Source organism: Vibrio atypicus (assembly GCF_009811315.1).
Lineage (GTDB): Bacteria > Pseudomonadota > Gammaproteobacteria > Enterobacterales > Vibrionaceae > Vibrio > Vibrio atypicus.
Genome location: NZ_BLID01000001.1, coordinates 463,563 through 477,882, shown reverse-complemented (window position 1 = coordinate 477,882; position 14,320 = coordinate 463,563). Strand labels below are relative to the sequence as shown.

The 14,320-nt window shown below is 46.5% G+C and carries 12 protein-coding genes; 1 reads left to right on the top strand and 11 read right to left on the bottom strand.

Annotated elements, in window-relative coordinates:
• Positions 1-4: 4 nt before the first annotated feature.
• The 11 genes from GVO60_RS02085 to GVO60_RS02035 all read right to left on the bottom strand — a co-directional run bounded on the left by GVO60_RS02085 (position 5) and on the right by GVO60_RS02035 (position 12,607).
• The gene (locus GVO60_RS02085; RefSeq protein WP_159650941.1) at positions 5-1,792 is read right to left on the bottom strand and encodes an aminopeptidase P family protein; all 1,788 of its coding nucleotides are present in this window, start codon (positions 1,790-1,792) and stop codon (positions 5-7) included.
• Positions 1,789-2,787: an ABC transporter ATP-binding protein gene (locus GVO60_RS02080; protein WP_159650940.1), complete on the bottom strand. Its 999-nt coding sequence runs from the start codon at positions 2,785-2,787 to the stop codon at positions 1,789-1,791. The genes GVO60_RS02085 and GVO60_RS02080 overlap by 4 nt, the downstream gene beginning before the upstream one ends.
• A gap of 9 nt (positions 2,788-2,796) precedes the next feature.
• Positions 2,797-3,786, bottom strand: coding sequence for an ABC transporter ATP-binding protein (locus tag GVO60_RS02075; protein ID WP_159650939.1), 990 nt, complete (start codon positions 3,784-3,786; stop codon positions 2,797-2,799).
• Positions 3,787-3,795: 9 nt separating this feature from the next.
• On the bottom strand, positions 3,796-4,725 hold the full coding sequence (locus GVO60_RS02070) for an ABC transporter permease subunit (protein ID WP_159650938.1): 930 nt from the start codon (positions 4,723-4,725) through the stop codon (positions 3,796-3,798).
• 10 nt (positions 4,726-4,735) lie between these two features.
• Positions 4,736-5,656, bottom strand: a complete 921-nt coding sequence (gene oppB / locus GVO60_RS02065) for an oligopeptide ABC transporter permease OppB (RefSeq protein WP_159650937.1) — start codon at positions 5,654-5,656, stop codon at positions 4,736-4,738.
• A 79-nt stretch (positions 5,657-5,735) separates the two neighbouring features.
• On the bottom strand, positions 5,736-7,346 hold the full coding sequence (locus tag GVO60_RS02060) for a peptide ABC transporter substrate-binding protein (RefSeq protein ID WP_159650936.1): 1,611 nt from the start codon (positions 7,344-7,346) through the stop codon (positions 5,736-5,738).
• 284 nt (positions 7,347-7,630) lie between these two features.
• Positions 7,631-8,395 carry a transcriptional regulator gene (locus GVO60_RS02055; RefSeq protein WP_159650935.1) on the bottom strand — a complete coding sequence of 255 codons (765 nt, stop codon included), beginning with the start codon at positions 8,393-8,395 and terminating at the stop codon, positions 7,631-7,633.
• Positions 8,396-8,445: 50 nt separating this feature from the next.
• Complete coding sequence (locus GVO60_RS02050; RefSeq protein WP_159650934.1) at positions 8,446-9,111, bottom strand: GntR family transcriptional regulator; 666 nt, start codon at positions 9,109-9,111, stop codon at positions 8,446-8,448.
• Positions 9,112-9,244: 133 nt separating this feature from the next.
• On the bottom strand, positions 9,245-10,477 hold the full coding sequence (locus tag GVO60_RS02045; protein WP_159650933.1) for an ABC transporter substrate-binding protein: 1,233 nt from the start codon (positions 10,475-10,477) through the stop codon (positions 9,245-9,247).
• Positions 10,478-10,479: 2 nt separating this feature from the next.
• Positions 10,480-11,910 (bottom strand): ATP-binding protein, encoded by a 1,431-nt coding sequence (locus GVO60_RS02040; protein WP_159650932.1) that lies wholly within the window; start codon positions 11,908-11,910, stop codon positions 10,480-10,482.
• On the bottom strand, positions 11,900-12,607 hold the full coding sequence (locus GVO60_RS02035; RefSeq protein ID WP_159650931.1) for a response regulator transcription factor: 708 nt from the start codon (positions 12,605-12,607) through the stop codon (positions 11,900-11,902). Before GVO60_RS02035 ends, GVO60_RS02040 begins: the two co-directional genes overlap by 11 nt.
• Positions 12,608-12,848: 241 nt before the next feature.
• Here GVO60_RS02035 and ptsG point away from each other — a divergent pair, with 241 nt between their 5' ends.
• Positions 12,849-14,291 carry a glucose-specific PTS transporter subunit IIBC gene (ptsG, locus tag GVO60_RS02030; RefSeq protein WP_159650930.1) on the top strand — a complete coding sequence of 481 codons (1,443 nt, stop codon included), beginning with the start codon at positions 12,849-12,851 and terminating at the stop codon, positions 14,289-14,291.
• Positions 14,292-14,320: the final 29 nt, after the last annotated feature.

The following is a 14,320-nucleotide window of genomic DNA, read 5'->3' as shown; positions in this document are numbered from 1 at the left end:
CTGTTTAGATAGGCTGAGTCGCTTGCGATAACCAGCGTTGCTCATCAGCCGATAAATACGGTGATAGCTGCTCTAAGCATTGGATGTGGTACTTGTTGAGCCATTCGACTTCACTGACATCTAGCATCGATTTGTCGATCATATTAGTGGCGATAGGGGCGAGAGTAATGGTCTCAAAACCGTAGAAAATGCCGAACTCGTTCTCTTCAATTTCGACCACTTTCATGATGTTTTCGATTCTTACGCCATGTACACCTTCACGGTAAACTCCAGGTTCATTGGTGATCACCATGCCCGGTTTTAGTGCCACTTCTGCAGGGTTTTGCGAGAAATTCTGCGGTCCTTCGTGCACGTTTAGGCACATACCAACACCATGGCCAGTCCCACATTTGTAATCAATACCATGCTGCCAAAGTACACCGCGCGCCATAATGTCTAAGTTGGCACCAGTTGACCCTTGCATGAAACGCGCTTGGGTGAGGCGAATCACTGCTTTGAGCACTAAGGTGTAGTCACGCATCTCTGAAGCTGTTGGGCTACCAAAGTGAAAAGTTCTCGTAATGTCGGTTGTACCGCCTGGGTATTGACCTCCTGAGTCCACGAGTAAAAAGTGGCTTTCGGCGACGGTATAGTTACTGTGTGCATCTGCTGCGTAGTGCATTTTAGCGCCATGTTCAGCGAAGCCAGCAATTGTTCGAAAGCTCTCGCCAACATAACCCTCAATTTGTTTGCGGTAGCCCATCAAAGCTTGCTCTGCGGAAAGCTCGGTGACTTGGCCACTTGGTACTTGTTCTTCAAGCCATTTCATAAACTTGACCACCGCGGCACCATCTTGGCGTAGAGTTTCCTCCATGCTGGTGAGCTCTGTTGGGTTTTTCTGCGCTTTCATATCAGTGACAGGGCAAGGCTTATCAATCAGTGTCAGCTCTGCTTTGATTTGGCTGATGCTTAGGCTGTCACAGTTTTTAGCGGTGTGAATAATCTGAGTGCCGCTGGCCAGCAAGTTTAGCGCAGTCGTTAGGTGCTCGTAATCATGAATATGAACTCGATGAGCTGATAGCGCGGCAACAACTTCAGGCGTTAATTTGTCTGCATCAACAAACAAACGGCAGCTGTTTTGTTCGATTAGCAGATATCCTTCCGAGATCGGACAATAAGCGGTGTCGCCACCTCGAATATTGAGCATCCACATAACGTCATCTAACGTTGAAACTAACAGGGCATCAGCGTCTTGCTTAGTGAGATAGCCACGAATCAAATCGACCTTTTCTGTGGGTGTTTGGCCTGCAACTTCAATTGGATGATTGAATAGGCGAGCTTTGGGTCTGCTTGGGCGATCTTGCCAAATAGGTGAAATGAGGTCATGTTCCAGCACTATGTGAATCGATTTTTTAGCGAATGCAGTCACAAGTTGATCATAGAAAAGTTGGCTGATGCTTCTACCATCGACTCCCACTGTACTGTTTTCTGGTAGTGTCTCGGCCAACCATTCAGGGATGGTTGGTGTTTCTGGTTGGGGCGCTTTGAATAGCGTTAACCCCGATCCTTCAAGCTGCTCTGCACCTTGAATGTAGTAGCGGCCGTCTGTCCATAATCCGCCACCATTCTGGGTGACTACAACATCACCAGCAGAGCCTGTAAAGCCAGAAATCCATTGACGCGCAAGCCAATAATCAGCGGAATACTCACTGGCGTGTGGATCATTATTGGTCACGATGTAAGCATCAAAATTATAGCTGTTCATGCCATTACGAAGTGCAGATAAGCGTTCAGGTATCGTTTTTAGTGTCATAGCGACGGGCTTCCTAGCAAAGTATGAGTACAGAAAATATGGTGATCCGGTTGGCCACTACGGGTTGGTTTTTGTTGACCACAAACAGGTGTCGCGCTTGGGCATCGAGTGCGGAATACACACCCACTTGGTGGATTGATTGGCGAGGGTAAATCGCCAGGCAAAAGCTGTATGTCTCGGTTTCGGGCCAGAGTCGGGTGAGCAATAGGTACAGCCGAAAGTAGCGCTTTGGTGTATGGGTGCTGAGCGTCATCAAAGACTTTGTTGTAAGCCCCGACTTCCATTGGTTTTCCTAAATACATGACCATGACACGATCGCTGATGTGGCGGACCACACTGAGATCGTGAGCGATCATGACGAGGGTTAATCCCATCTCTTGTTTTAAGTCATCGAGCAAGTTAATTACTTGAGCCTGAATGGACACATCTAATGCACTGACGGGTTCATCGCAAACAATCAAGTCTGGTTTTAGAATCAACGCGCGAGCAATGCCAACACGCTGACATTGGCCTCCCGAAAACTCGTGCGGGTAGCGGTTACGCTGGCTAGCGAGTAGACCTACTTTATCCATCATGGCAATGACGCGCGCTTCTACCTCTTTGCGGCTCAGTTGCGGCTCATGAGTGAGCAAAGGCTCTGCGATACACTCCGAGATGGTCAAGCGAGGATTCAAACAAGCAGATGGATCTTGGAATACCATTTGGAATTCACGTCTGCGCTGCGCAAGTGCATTTTTGCCTAATGCGCGCATGTTTTCCCCTTTCCAATGCAACTCGCCATCGGTTGGTTCAATCAATCGTAATAGAGCGCGAGCAAGGGTCGATTTTCCGCAACCAGACTCGCCAACAACGCCTAAGGTTTCGCCACGATAAACATCAAGGTCAATGCCGTCGACTGCTTTAACGACTTTGCGTTTGCTTGGCAAAATGTGTTTGTTGATCTTGAAGTGAACTTTTAGATCTCTCGCTGAGAGTAATATTTCTTTGTTATCCATCTGTATCTCCTAAGCACTACGAACGATTGAAGTCACAGCGTTATCTTGAGTAAGGTGGCAAGCCATTCCCTGTGAAGCGGTTAGGGAGCGGAATGGAGGCATGGTGGCGCTGCATTCTGGTCTGTATTGACTGCAACGCTCTTTGAACGGACATCCTTTATTGTGGATCAGAGCACTCGGAGGGTTGCCCGGAATCGTTGGCAAGCGAGCCATATCTTCAGTAATCGATGGAATCGCTTTAAGTAAGCCTTGCGTATATGGGTGAGCAGGGCGGTCAAAGATTGAATCGGTATCGGACTCTTCCATTTTACGCCCGCCATACATAACCAAAACTCGGTCACACATTTCAGCCACCACACCCATATCGTGGGTGATCAGTAAAATCGCGGTATTGAATTCGGCTTGAAGTTCTCGCAGCAGAGTCAGTATTTGCGCTTGTACGGTCACATCCAATGCGGTTGTCGGCTCATCGGCAATCAATAACTCGGGCTTACACAGCAATGCCATGGCAATCATTACACGCTGACGCATACCGCCTGACATCTCATGTGGGTACTGGGTCATCCGTGTTGCCGCAGAAGGGATACGTACCGCATCAAGCATCTCGATCGCTTCGTTTTCGGCCTCTTTTCGACTCATGCCTTTATGAATCATTAAGACTTCCGCTAACTGTTTGCCGACTTTCATAAAGGGATTGAGTGAAGTCATTGGATCTTGGAAGATCATGCCGATTTTTTCAGCTCGGATATGATTGAGCTGCTTTTTGGACATGGTGAGTAGATTCTCACCATGGAAGTTTGCCTGTCCGCTCACCACGCCGTTATCCGCCGTTAGTCCCATGAGTGCGAAAACCGACTGGCTTTTGCCTGAGCCTGACTCGCCCACAATTCCTAGCGTTTCGCCTTTTTTTATGGTGTAAGAAAGGTCGCTGACCGCTTGGACTAAACCGTCGGGAGTTTGAAAGCGAACATTCATGTTCTCAATAGATAAAATACTCATCATGGCTCCTTAGCGATCTTTCGGATCTAACGCATCGCGCAGACCGTCACCGATAAAGTTAAAACAGAATAGAGTTGCGACTAAAAATAGGGATGGAAATAGAAGCTGCCACAACGCAACATCAATGGTTTTTGCGCCTTCTGAAATCAAGATACCCCAGCTGGTGTCTGGTGGCTGAACGCCTAGGCCAAGGAAGCTTAAAAATGATTCAAACATAATAAAGCCTGGCACCATCAGCGAGGAGTAGACCATCACGATACCCAGTACGTTAGGCAAGATGTGGCGTCGAACAATCGTGAAGCGAGATACGCCAATCGAATGGGCTGCTTCAATAAACTCGCGCTTTTTAATACTAAACGTGACTCCTCGAACGACGCGCGCGATACCGAGCCAAGAAACCATGCCGATAACGACGAAGATGAGGTAAATGTTGTTGCCAAACAAGGTAACAAACAAGATCACTAAGAACATGAAAGGGACTGAGTCGAGCACTTCGATGATGCGCATCATGGTGCTATCGACTAAGCCACCCAAGTAGCCGGACAATGCGCCCCACGCCGTGCCAATTACAACTGCAACCAATGCGCCCATAAAACCGACCATGATAGAAAGTCGGCCGCCTTGCATAGTACGTGCAAACAGATCTTGGCCTAAATCGTCAGTACCAAAATAGTGGCCTGATGCGATAGAAGGTTTCCCTAGCTCATATGGATCTATTACCACATTCCAGTCAATTTCGTCGTGGCCAAATGCCGCAACATAAGGGCCGAACGTGATGCAGACAACAATAAAAAGCAGTACATAAACAGAAGTCATGGCCGCTCGATTACGACGGAACCTTGCCCAGGCGTCTTGCCATAAACTGCGCCCTTCTACCGCTTCAATATTAGAGCTCATTTGATCAGCCAGCTCTTGGGCATCTATGCGTTTGGTTAACATTCGTTACCTCCTACATACGAATGCGTGGGTCGATGACGGTATAGAGAATGTCGACCACAAGGTTGAAGAAGATAGTCAGAGAGGCGACGATCAGAGTAATGCCCATCACTAAGCCATAATCTCGGTTCAATGCGCCAGAAACGAAGTGCTGTCCCATGCCACCTGTACTAAAGAAGATATCGATGATGACCGAGCCAGTAATGACCGCGACAAAGCTTGGGCCAAGCATGGCAATAATTGGAATAAGGGATGGGCGCAAAGCATGGTGAAACAAGATGTAGCTGGTGGATAAGCCTTTTGCTTTTGCCGTGCGAATGTAAGGCTGGTTTAAGGTCTCTATCATTGCGCCGCGCATCACCCTAGCAATGCTGGCAACCGATCCAATGGCAAGGCTAAGTACCGGCAGGACAAGAAAAGACAGCTGACCGCCCTCCCAACCACCGGCAGGGAGTAAACCAAGGTGGATTGAGAAAATCGTTACTAAGACTGGGGCGAGAACAAAGGCGGGAATTACCACACCCGTCATAGAAAGTGACATGAGTAAGTAGTCTAGCTTTCCATTCCGATTTAACGCTGCAATGGTGCCAAGTACCATGCCTAGCGGGACAGAGATACAAAACGAAATCACACCCAAGACTGCTGATACAGGCCATGACTGAGCAACAAGCTGAGTAACGGAGAAATCTTGGTAAACAAAACTTGGGCCTAAATCACCCTGAATAAAGTTACCAATGTAGATAAAAAACTGAATGATAAAAGGTTCGTTGAGGTGGAACTTTGCTTCGATATTTGCGCGAACTACTTCTGGCATTGGGCGCTCCATATCAAATGGGCCGCCCGGGGCGATGTGCATTAACCAGAAGGAAACCAAAGCGATAAAAAGCAATGTGGGTACAGCGATAAGCAAGCGGCGAAGAATATACAGCAACATGACGTATCCTTTCCTTAGAAAAAAAGCCCGATGCCTACAGGGACAAAGAAAAAATGTAGGCTCGGGCAAACAGACCCAATTAGTGGGCTTTCACGTAAACATTCTTGCGGTAGTAAGACGATTCTGGGTTAGTACGCTCGTAGCCGCCAACGTACTCTTTAATGAGGTATTGGTCATTGCCACTGCGGTACATCGGGATGATTGCCATGTCTTCGATAAGCAGTTTCTCCGCAGCAATGTACTCATCTGCAGGGTCACTCAAGCTTTTCGATTCAGCCATCAGACGGTCATATTCTGGATTGTTGTAATTAGAGTCGTTGTACTCACCAGTCGAGACAAAAATATCTAACCAAGTTGACGCTTCGTTGTAGTCAGCAGTCCAACCTCCGCGGCTAATGTTGCCTGGATCTTTCAGTGCGTAGAATACTTTTGGCTCAAGCTGAATGATTTCTACTTGAACGCCGAGTACGCTCTTCCACATACCTGCCATTGCGGTCGCCATTTTCACATCTGTGGAGAAAGTCGGCACAGTAAAGGTCAGTTTTAGTGGGTTGCTCTTGTTGTAACCTGCCTCTGCAATAAGGGCTTTGGCTTTTTCGCTACGTTCTGCTTGAGTCCAGTTTGCAAACTCGGGCGTGTGGGTTTTGAAGCCGTCGGTTTGCGGTGGTACAAGTGTAAACATCGGAATGCCGCCGTTCTTCACAATCGCTTTGGTGATGATGTTGCGGTCGATGGCGTAGGAAAGTGCTTGGCGAACTCGAAGATCTTTAGTTGCGCCTTTTTCAGTATTTAAGTAGTAGAAGGTTGAGCCAAGAGAAGCGCTGGTGTCTGCCACTTCCGCAGGGAATTTCTTCAACAGTTTTGCTTTTTGCGCTGCAGGAATTGAAAGTGCTTGGTCGATTTCGCCGGCAAGGTAGCGATTTAGTGATACGTTCGCATCACCAATTGGTAACCATGTGACTTTATCGAGTACAACATTTTCTGCATCCCAATACTTGTCGTTTTTCACCATCACCATCTTCTCGTTGACTTTCCAGTCAGAGACAGTGAATGCACCATTGGTGACAATGTTTTGTGGCTGAGTCCAAGCGCTACCGTGTTTTTCGATCACGCCTTGGTGAACAGGGGCGAGTACTGGGTGGCTAAGTAGTTTGATGAAAAAGGGTACTGGTTTTTCAAGTGTGACTTCAAAGGTGTAGTCATCAATGGCTTTTACTCCGAGAGTATCTGCTGAAGCTTCACCCTTCATGATTTTATTGGAGTTCTTAATGCCCGGAATCGCAGCGAACCATGCGTACGGCGATGCCGTTTCTGGATTGATTAAGCGCTGCCAGCTGTAAACGAAATCGTGAGCGGTTAGAGGATCACCATTTGACCACTGGGACTGGCGCAGATTAAAGGTATAAACGGTATTGTTGTCATTGGCATGCCAGCTTTTAGCAATGCCAGGAATGGTTTTACCTTGTTTGTCTTGAATGGTTAAACCTTCAAACAGATCGCGTCCCAGGTTAAATGCAGGCTCGGCGGCTTGTTTTGCTGGGTCAATGGAGGTGACTTCTGCACCATTGTTTAGAGTGATCTCTTGTTTGTCTGCCAGTTTAGTTCCAGCTGGATAAGGTGTGGCTAGCGTGTTGCCAGCAAATAGTGCGGCTGCGATTGCACTGAGTGCGAGTAGTTTTTTGGCTTTCATAGCGTCCTCGTTATGTCCTTATAGGAGTAACCCCTTAGTGATTGGTCTGAAGGAGGGCTAACGACTCGAACGGTTTAAGTGTTAACACGAGTAAATCACTAAGGGGATAAGAGGAATGTATATTGTATAAAACGGAGCGACAAACGGTAATTAACATGTTTGTAACAAGGTGGCAAAAACGAAGACCGCCGGTCTTAGAAAGTGAAACTGTACAAAAAATGAGTGATTTCAAATCAACAAATCACTCATTGATCATGGCAATTTTTGAACGATGAAACGAAAGGCTATTGGCGACGAAAACGAGCGGAGACTTGCTTAAGTAGATCTCCTGTTATCTCAGGCATACTATCGGCAAAAAAGATCTGCTGTCCCGGGGTATTACGAAACAGTACATTGGTTAACTCGCCGGTTTCATTGGCGCAGTTCGCCGCATGCATCTCGCTTACTTTTTGGTCGATCTCTTGTTCTAGTTTGAGTTTCTGCTCCGCGGTAAGACGGACTCGCGCTTGGCATACTTGAGAAACGCTATCATGCGCCATCGAAATTTGCTCAAAGCGGCGCTTAAACAAGGTATCGAGCTCCGTACCTTCTTCCATAATGAAGCGCCTTCCAGAGCGGTAAAAGATTTTGTCTCCATGCGCTTCCATATAGCCGAGAATTTCAGCGATGCTGAGATAAAATCTCAAGCTGGTATCAGAGAGCCCATACTCCTCTGCAATCTCTTTTGGTGAGCGATTGCATGAGGTGACAAGGTAGATAAAATCCAATAAATACGGGTGTTCAACAAACAACGAATTCTGCTCATCTGAGAGAAACTGTTCGTTGTCTCGCTGAATCTTTATTGCGATTTGGGATAGCTCCATTAAATCGGTATTCAGATGCGTGGTGTACATAAGAATTTTATCCAAACCAAGCGCCGGATTATGTAAATGGCGCTTGATGGTGGATAAAGGAACTCCTGTTTTATCTGATAACGCGCTGTAGCATAAACCCTCATCGCGAATTTTTTGCCGAATGGCAGCAAGCAAAAACTCTGGACCAATGTGCATAGTGGGTACTCACTTAATCAGTGTTGTGTTCGATATTTTTATTATTGTGTTTAGTTTTGACGTTCTAACAGTAAATCTCGAATAGCAGCACCAGCCTCAAGAATGTGCTTTTTCAGCATGTATTTCGCACCTTCAATATCGCGATTTTGGCACATATCAAGTAAGGCTTTATGCTCTTTATCTGCTTTCGCTGTTCCTTCGGTAAACAACAGTTGCATACGAATGTAGCGATCGCATTTAGTATTGAGGTTGTAAATCACATCCATGGTTTCTGGCATGTTGGCTGGTGTATAAAGGGCTTTGTGCAGTTCGTAGTTGTAGTTACTCCACTCTTCAATTTCATCACCGCGATTGACTAAGTCATCGAATTTAGCTCGGATCTCGTTCGCTTTCGCCAAATCTTCATCGGTCATGTTTTGAATGGCACGCTCAAGAATGTGACATTCCACGACCGCTCTTAGCTCAAACAACTCATCAATCTTATCTGGGGAAAGTTCGGTTACGGTTGCACCTTTGTGCGCCTCAAAGCTTACCAATCCTTGGGCTTCTAACTGCATTAATGCTTCACGGACAGGAATGCGGCTAACATTAAACTCTTTGGCCAATGCATCTTGGCGCAATGGCTGACCAGTTTTTAACTCGCCTTTGAGTATCTTAGTGCGGATAGCTTCTTCTACCAGTTGCGTTCGAGTTTTAAAAACAGGTGTTTGTGACATCCAAGTCTCCGGTGGTTCTAGAAAATGGCAATATTGTATTCAATATACCATTCAAGTATTGAATTGCGACTTTCCATTCACAAATCGCGGTTTTTTTGAGGTGTAGGTCAATGGTTCACATTACCGGTGTGATCTAATTACTCTCGGCAATGGCAATAATGCGCTTAATTACGGTCTCTTCTGTGAGTTGTTTATTGCGGTAGAAGCGAAATATCTCTGAGTTGATTGCCTGCTGCGCCACGGGGTTGACTGCCATGGAATCAATCATACTTGGTACCGCCTTTTTCTCATCCAAAGCTTGCTTAAAATCTTGATAGGATTGGATTTGGCACGGATTATAATGGTTGATGTCGATATCCATTCGCACAGGAATCGACCCTTTTACGAGATTGAATTGAGCTTGAAACTGTTTGTCGGCCAGTAAGTTTGCGGTTGTGCTAGCTTGTTGGGCGTTGAATGATTTGCTTGCCATAAAGATCAGGCTATCCATATTGTAAAGAAAGACACCGTCACTTTCTGGGGTAGGGTAGCAGCCAATTTGTGACGGTACGGATATCCCCTTTGCCATCAACTCTCCTAAGATCCAATCACCACCGAGTTGAAAAAGCGCTTGGTTATTGGCAAGAGCGGTTGTCGCTGTGTCCCATTTGTCGTCATCAAGCTGATTGTCGGTCAATAAGCTTAGTCGTCTCAGTTGTTTTAGTGCTTGCCTTAATGTATCGCTATTAATGCTGTCGCTTTTAAGATCCACCATAGCGCGCGAATAAAACTCAACTCCACCAGTCGCGATAACCAAGTTTTCAAAAAGCTGGGCAATTTGCCAAGGCTGCTCACCAACGGCAAGTGGGTTAATACCTGCCGATTTCGCTAATTCCATCACGCTGAACATCTCATGCCAAGTGGTGGGGACAGGTTGGTTAAGTTGCTGCAGTAAAGAATGATTGACCCATAACCAGTTCAGTCGATGTAAAGTCAGTGGAAGTGCAACATAGCCGTTGTCAGACTTATTGATTTGTATGGTGAGTGGGTAGAGAACTTCATCCCATTGGTGTTTTTTCGCCACGCTATCGACATCATGCAGTATGCCAATAGCGTCCCAAGCTTTGATACTTGGCCCTTCGATTTGAGCAAAACTTGGCGGGTTTCCAGCTATGGCTCGTGCTTGTAAAACCGTCATCGCGCTGTCGCCACCGCCACCTAGAACTGGGCTTGGTGAGAGGGTAATCTGATTCTCATTGAGTTGTTGCTTTAATACCGCTAGCGCTTTTTGTTCACCTTGCGATGTCCACCAGTGAAGAAACTCAACATCTGCCTGCGCAGTATGAGTTGTCGCGATTGCGATGGTTAATAGAGCCAGTTTATTCATGGTCACTCTCTTGGGAAAGTTAATGTGGCGCGCAACCCACCAGTTGAAGAGTGGCTAAGAGAAAGGTCGCCACCGTGCGCTTTTGCAATGCTTTGAGAAATAGTTAAGCCAAGCCCTGAACCGTCTTGATCTTTGCTAGCCCGAAAGTAGGGTTGGAATAGCTTTTCCAATAGTTCAGCATCGACGCCGCTGCCATGATCGTCAATGACGATATTGACCGATTCAGCGCTGTCGAATAACTGAATTTCCGCCCTTTCACCGTATTTCAGCGCATTATCGACGAGGTTTTGAATGCAGCGTTTAATGGCCAAAGGTTTGCCCGCCACTTCAGATTGGATTGTACCTTGGATGTTAATCCGTTCGGGCTGATGAGTCGCTGTACTGGCAATATGTTGGATAAGCTGATTAAAATCGATAGGTTCGATCTCTTCGTGTATGTCGGTCTCTTTTATACACTGCAGCGCACCTTTGACCATCAAATCCAGGTCATTGGCTAGGCGCGTAAAGCGTTCTCGCTCTGTGTCATCATCCAGCATTTCTGAACGCAGTTTTAAGCAAGCAATTGGAGTTTTGAGATCGTGAGAAATTGCACCGAATAGCATCTCTCTATCTTTGATATGGCTGTCAATGCGGCGGTTCATCTTATTGAATGCACGAATGGCGGCTTTGAGTTCTTGGCTGCCTCTCTCTTCCACTTTGGGGATCTTGAGCTTACTCGACATCAGGGTGGCGGCTTTGGCTAATTCGCGGATGGGTTGGATCTCTTTTCTGATCACAAACCAAGTACAAATCAACAGCAGTAGCGCGGAAAGCAACAGCGTGAGCCATTCACGAATATCGAAATAGTTGGTCTCCAGGTTGACATAGGGTGCAGGTAGAACCGCCGCGAGATAGAACCACTCATTCTCGTCAACCTCAACTTGCATCACTAAAATTGGGGGGTTGAGATCGCCAAAAGAGAGAGAGTAGTGCGCCCACAGTAGGGGCAATTCATCAATGGGTAACTCGTTATTGAAGACACGCAATTGATCCCGTTGAGTGAATTCAACCGAGATATTGGGCGAGCCTTGGAGTTCGCTTTGCAACACTTGTTCAACTTGATTAAGAACCAGAGTTTTACGGTCACTGTTAGGTAAGGGCGGTGTATCAATATGGTGATTATTGAGAGAAACAAAAAAGCGTGTACCACCCATATTTCGCAGTTGATTGAGAACTAGATGGCGATATTCAGGTGGTAAAGTTTGGAAAAACGAGATGGTGGATGAAGCACTGAGCGCCAAGCTTTTTACGGTATTGGTGAGCCCTTGTTTATCTCTTTCGCTGGCGTGTTGATACCAGATCATCCCTGACAGAAGCTGGGCTAAGATGATCACGGTTAACAAGAAAACCGTGGTTCGAAAGGCAAGCGATCCGGTTAGCGTGCTAATTTTCATAATGAACGTCCGAAGTCAGCATGTAGCCTTTGTTTCTTACCGTTAGGATCAAGGAGCGATCTTTATCTTCCAGATGATGCCGTAATCGACTGATTTGGACATCAATGCCACGTTCAAAAGGATCCGCGTCTCTGCCCCATATTTCGCGGGCAATCTCATCTCTTGATAAGATCGATTTAGCATTGTTAATGAACAGCCCTAGCAACGAGAGATCTGCACCACTGAGCTGTTTTATCTCTTCGTTATCTAGGTGTTTTAGTTGTCGGGTCACGGTATCTAATTGCCAATCGTCAAAACGTACTTTTCGAGCGAGCTGAGTATGCGGGGTTTGTTGACTGCGACGTAGAATGGTTTTGATGCGAGCCAGTAGCTCTCTAGGGCTGAAAGATTTTGTGATGTAATCATCCGCGCCCATTTCAAGCCCCGCGACTCTGTCTGCTTCTTCGGTGACTGCCGTCAGCATAATAATCGGAATTTGAGAATCACGGCGAAGCTTCTGGCAAAGGGTAAAGCCATCATCGCCTGGCATCATGATATCAAGGATGATCAGGTCAGGAGTGTGGAGTTTTAGTTGCTGCCACATCACGCGGCCGTTTTCAGCGCCTATCACTTCAAACCCAGCTCGGCCAAGGTAATCCGACAGCGCTTCCCTTAGTTCTAGGTTATCATCCACGACCAATATCTGTTTGTTTTCCATTGCTGAGCATCCTTGCTATTGGTTTTAAATATGATGCATTTTTAATCATTAATTCTCAATTGAAGTACGTCTAATTTATTGGTTACAAAGGCATTGATTTGTAAGTCACCACTTACAAACTGGCAGTGTTTTGTAACCTTGGACATCGCTTTGCTCGATATGATCTCCCTGACTTTACGTGAAACAGTGCTCTGAGAAGGTCTCGGACAATAAAAACACTGACAAATGTCAGGAGGGAACCATGTTTGGAAGTATATTTGGACAACTACAAAAGATAGGCCGGTCGTTAATGTTGCCTGTCGCAGTTCTGCCCGTCGCGGGTTTAATGTTGGGGATAGGCAACGCAGGATTTGCTTTCATTCCTGATGCTCTCAGTAAGGTGATGTTAGCTGCCGGGGATGGGGTATTCGGCAACATGCAATTGATGTTTGCAGTTGGCGTCGCTCTGGGGCTCTCTAAAGGTAATGATGGTGCAGCGGCGCTAGCGGGGCTTGTTGGTCTTATCATTATGAATGCATCACTCGGGATTGTGACTGGTCTACGTGGTTTAGAAACCGACGCAACCATTATGGGAGTCGAAACACTGCAAACCGGCGTCTTTGGTGGCGTGATTATTGGTGCGGTTGCGGCACTAATGTATAACCGCTTTTACAACATCCGCTTGCCGGAATATTTAGGATTCTTTGCTGGTAAACGTTTCGTGCCAATCGTCACGGGTTTGTCGGCCATTTTAGTCGGTGGTGCGCTTGCGTTTGTCTGGCCACCAGTCGGTCAACTTTTGGATGCGTTCTCTCATTGGGCGGCGTATCAGAATCCAGTATTAGCTTGGGCAGTGTACGGAGCAGGTGAGCGCTCACTATTGCCAGTCGGATTGCACCATATTTGGAACGCACCGTTCTTCTTTGAAGTGGGCAGCTATATTGACCCTGATACAGGCAAAGAGATCACTGGTGAATTAACTCGATTCTTTGCTGGTGACAAAACGGCGGGTTATTTGTCTGGCGGCTTTATGTACTCAATGTGGGCACTGCCTGCTGCTGCTTTGGCGATTTATCACTGCGCGACACCTGAGCGTAAGAAAATTGTCGGTGGTCTAATGATGTCGGCTGCACTGACTTCATGGTTGACAGGTATTACTGAGCCTATTGAATTTACCTTCTTATTTGTCGCACCAGTCCTCTACGTTATCCATATTTTCCTGACAGGTATTGCCTTTGCGATTACCGCGTTCCTTGAGATTAAGCACAGTACAGACTTTGCTCACGGCGCGATTCAGTTCTTCCTTTACTACCCAATGTCGAGCAACGCGTGGATGTTCATCATCATAGGACCAATTTGGGCATGTTTATATTACGGCTTATTCCGATTCTTGATTGTGAAGTTGGATCTGAAAACGCCTGGCCGAGAAACAGACTTAGTTGAAGTGAAGATCGCAGGAGAGCCTGACGAGATAGCGGTTGATGTGGTAGCAGCGCTTGGAGGTAAGGTGAATATCAAATCAGTCGATGCGTGTATTACAAGGCTCCGTGTCTCAGTTAAAGACATAGCAAATGTTGATATTGAAAAGCTTAAACAACTGGGCGCGCATGATGTTGTTGTGATTGGAGATAGCTTACAGGCGATTTTTGGTACTCAGTCTGACACGATTAAATCAGAAATTCATGGTGTGCTTGCACTGTCTTAATCTTACCCACCCCCTACTAGGTAAGAATT

Coding starts and splice junctions, on each gene's coding strand:
- GVO60_RS02085 (WP_159650941.1), bottom strand. CDS start 1,792: ATGACACTAAAAACGATACCTGAACGCTTATCTGCACTTCGTAATGGC.
- GVO60_RS02080 (WP_159650940.1), bottom strand. CDS start 2,787: ATGGATAACAAAGAAATATTACTCTCAGCGAGAGATCTAAAAGTTCAC.
- GVO60_RS02075 (WP_159650939.1), bottom strand. CDS start 3,786: ATGAGTATTTTATCTATTGAGAACATGAATGTTCGCTTTCAAACTCCC.
- GVO60_RS02070 (WP_159650938.1), bottom strand. CDS start 4,725: ATGTTAACCAAACGCATAGATGCCCAAGAGCTGGCTGATCAAATGAGC.
- oppB (WP_159650937.1), bottom strand. CDS start 5,656: ATGTTGCTGTATATTCTTCGCCGCTTGCTTATCGCTGTACCCACATTG.
- GVO60_RS02060 (WP_159650936.1), bottom strand. CDS start 7,346: ATGAAAGCCAAAAAACTACTCGCACTCAGTGCAATCGCAGCCGCACTA.
- GVO60_RS02055 (WP_159650935.1), bottom strand. CDS start 8,395: ATGCACATTGGTCCAGAGTTTTTGCTTGCTGCCATTCGGCAAAAAATT.
- GVO60_RS02050 (WP_159650934.1), bottom strand. CDS start 9,111: ATGTCACAAACACCTGTTTTTAAAACTCGAACGCAACTGGTAGAAGAA.
- GVO60_RS02045 (WP_159650933.1), bottom strand. CDS start 10,477: ATGAATAAACTGGCTCTATTAACCATCGCAATCGCGACAACTCATACT.
- GVO60_RS02040 (WP_159650932.1), bottom strand. CDS start 11,910: ATGAAAATTAGCACGCTAACCGGATCGCTTGCCTTTCGAACCACGGTT.
- GVO60_RS02035 (WP_159650931.1), bottom strand. CDS start 12,607: ATGGAAAACAAACAGATATTGGTCGTGGATGATAACCTAGAACTAAGG.
- ptsG (WP_159650930.1), top strand. CDS start 12,849: ATGTTTGGAAGTATATTTGGACAACTACAAAAGATAGGCCGGTCGTTA.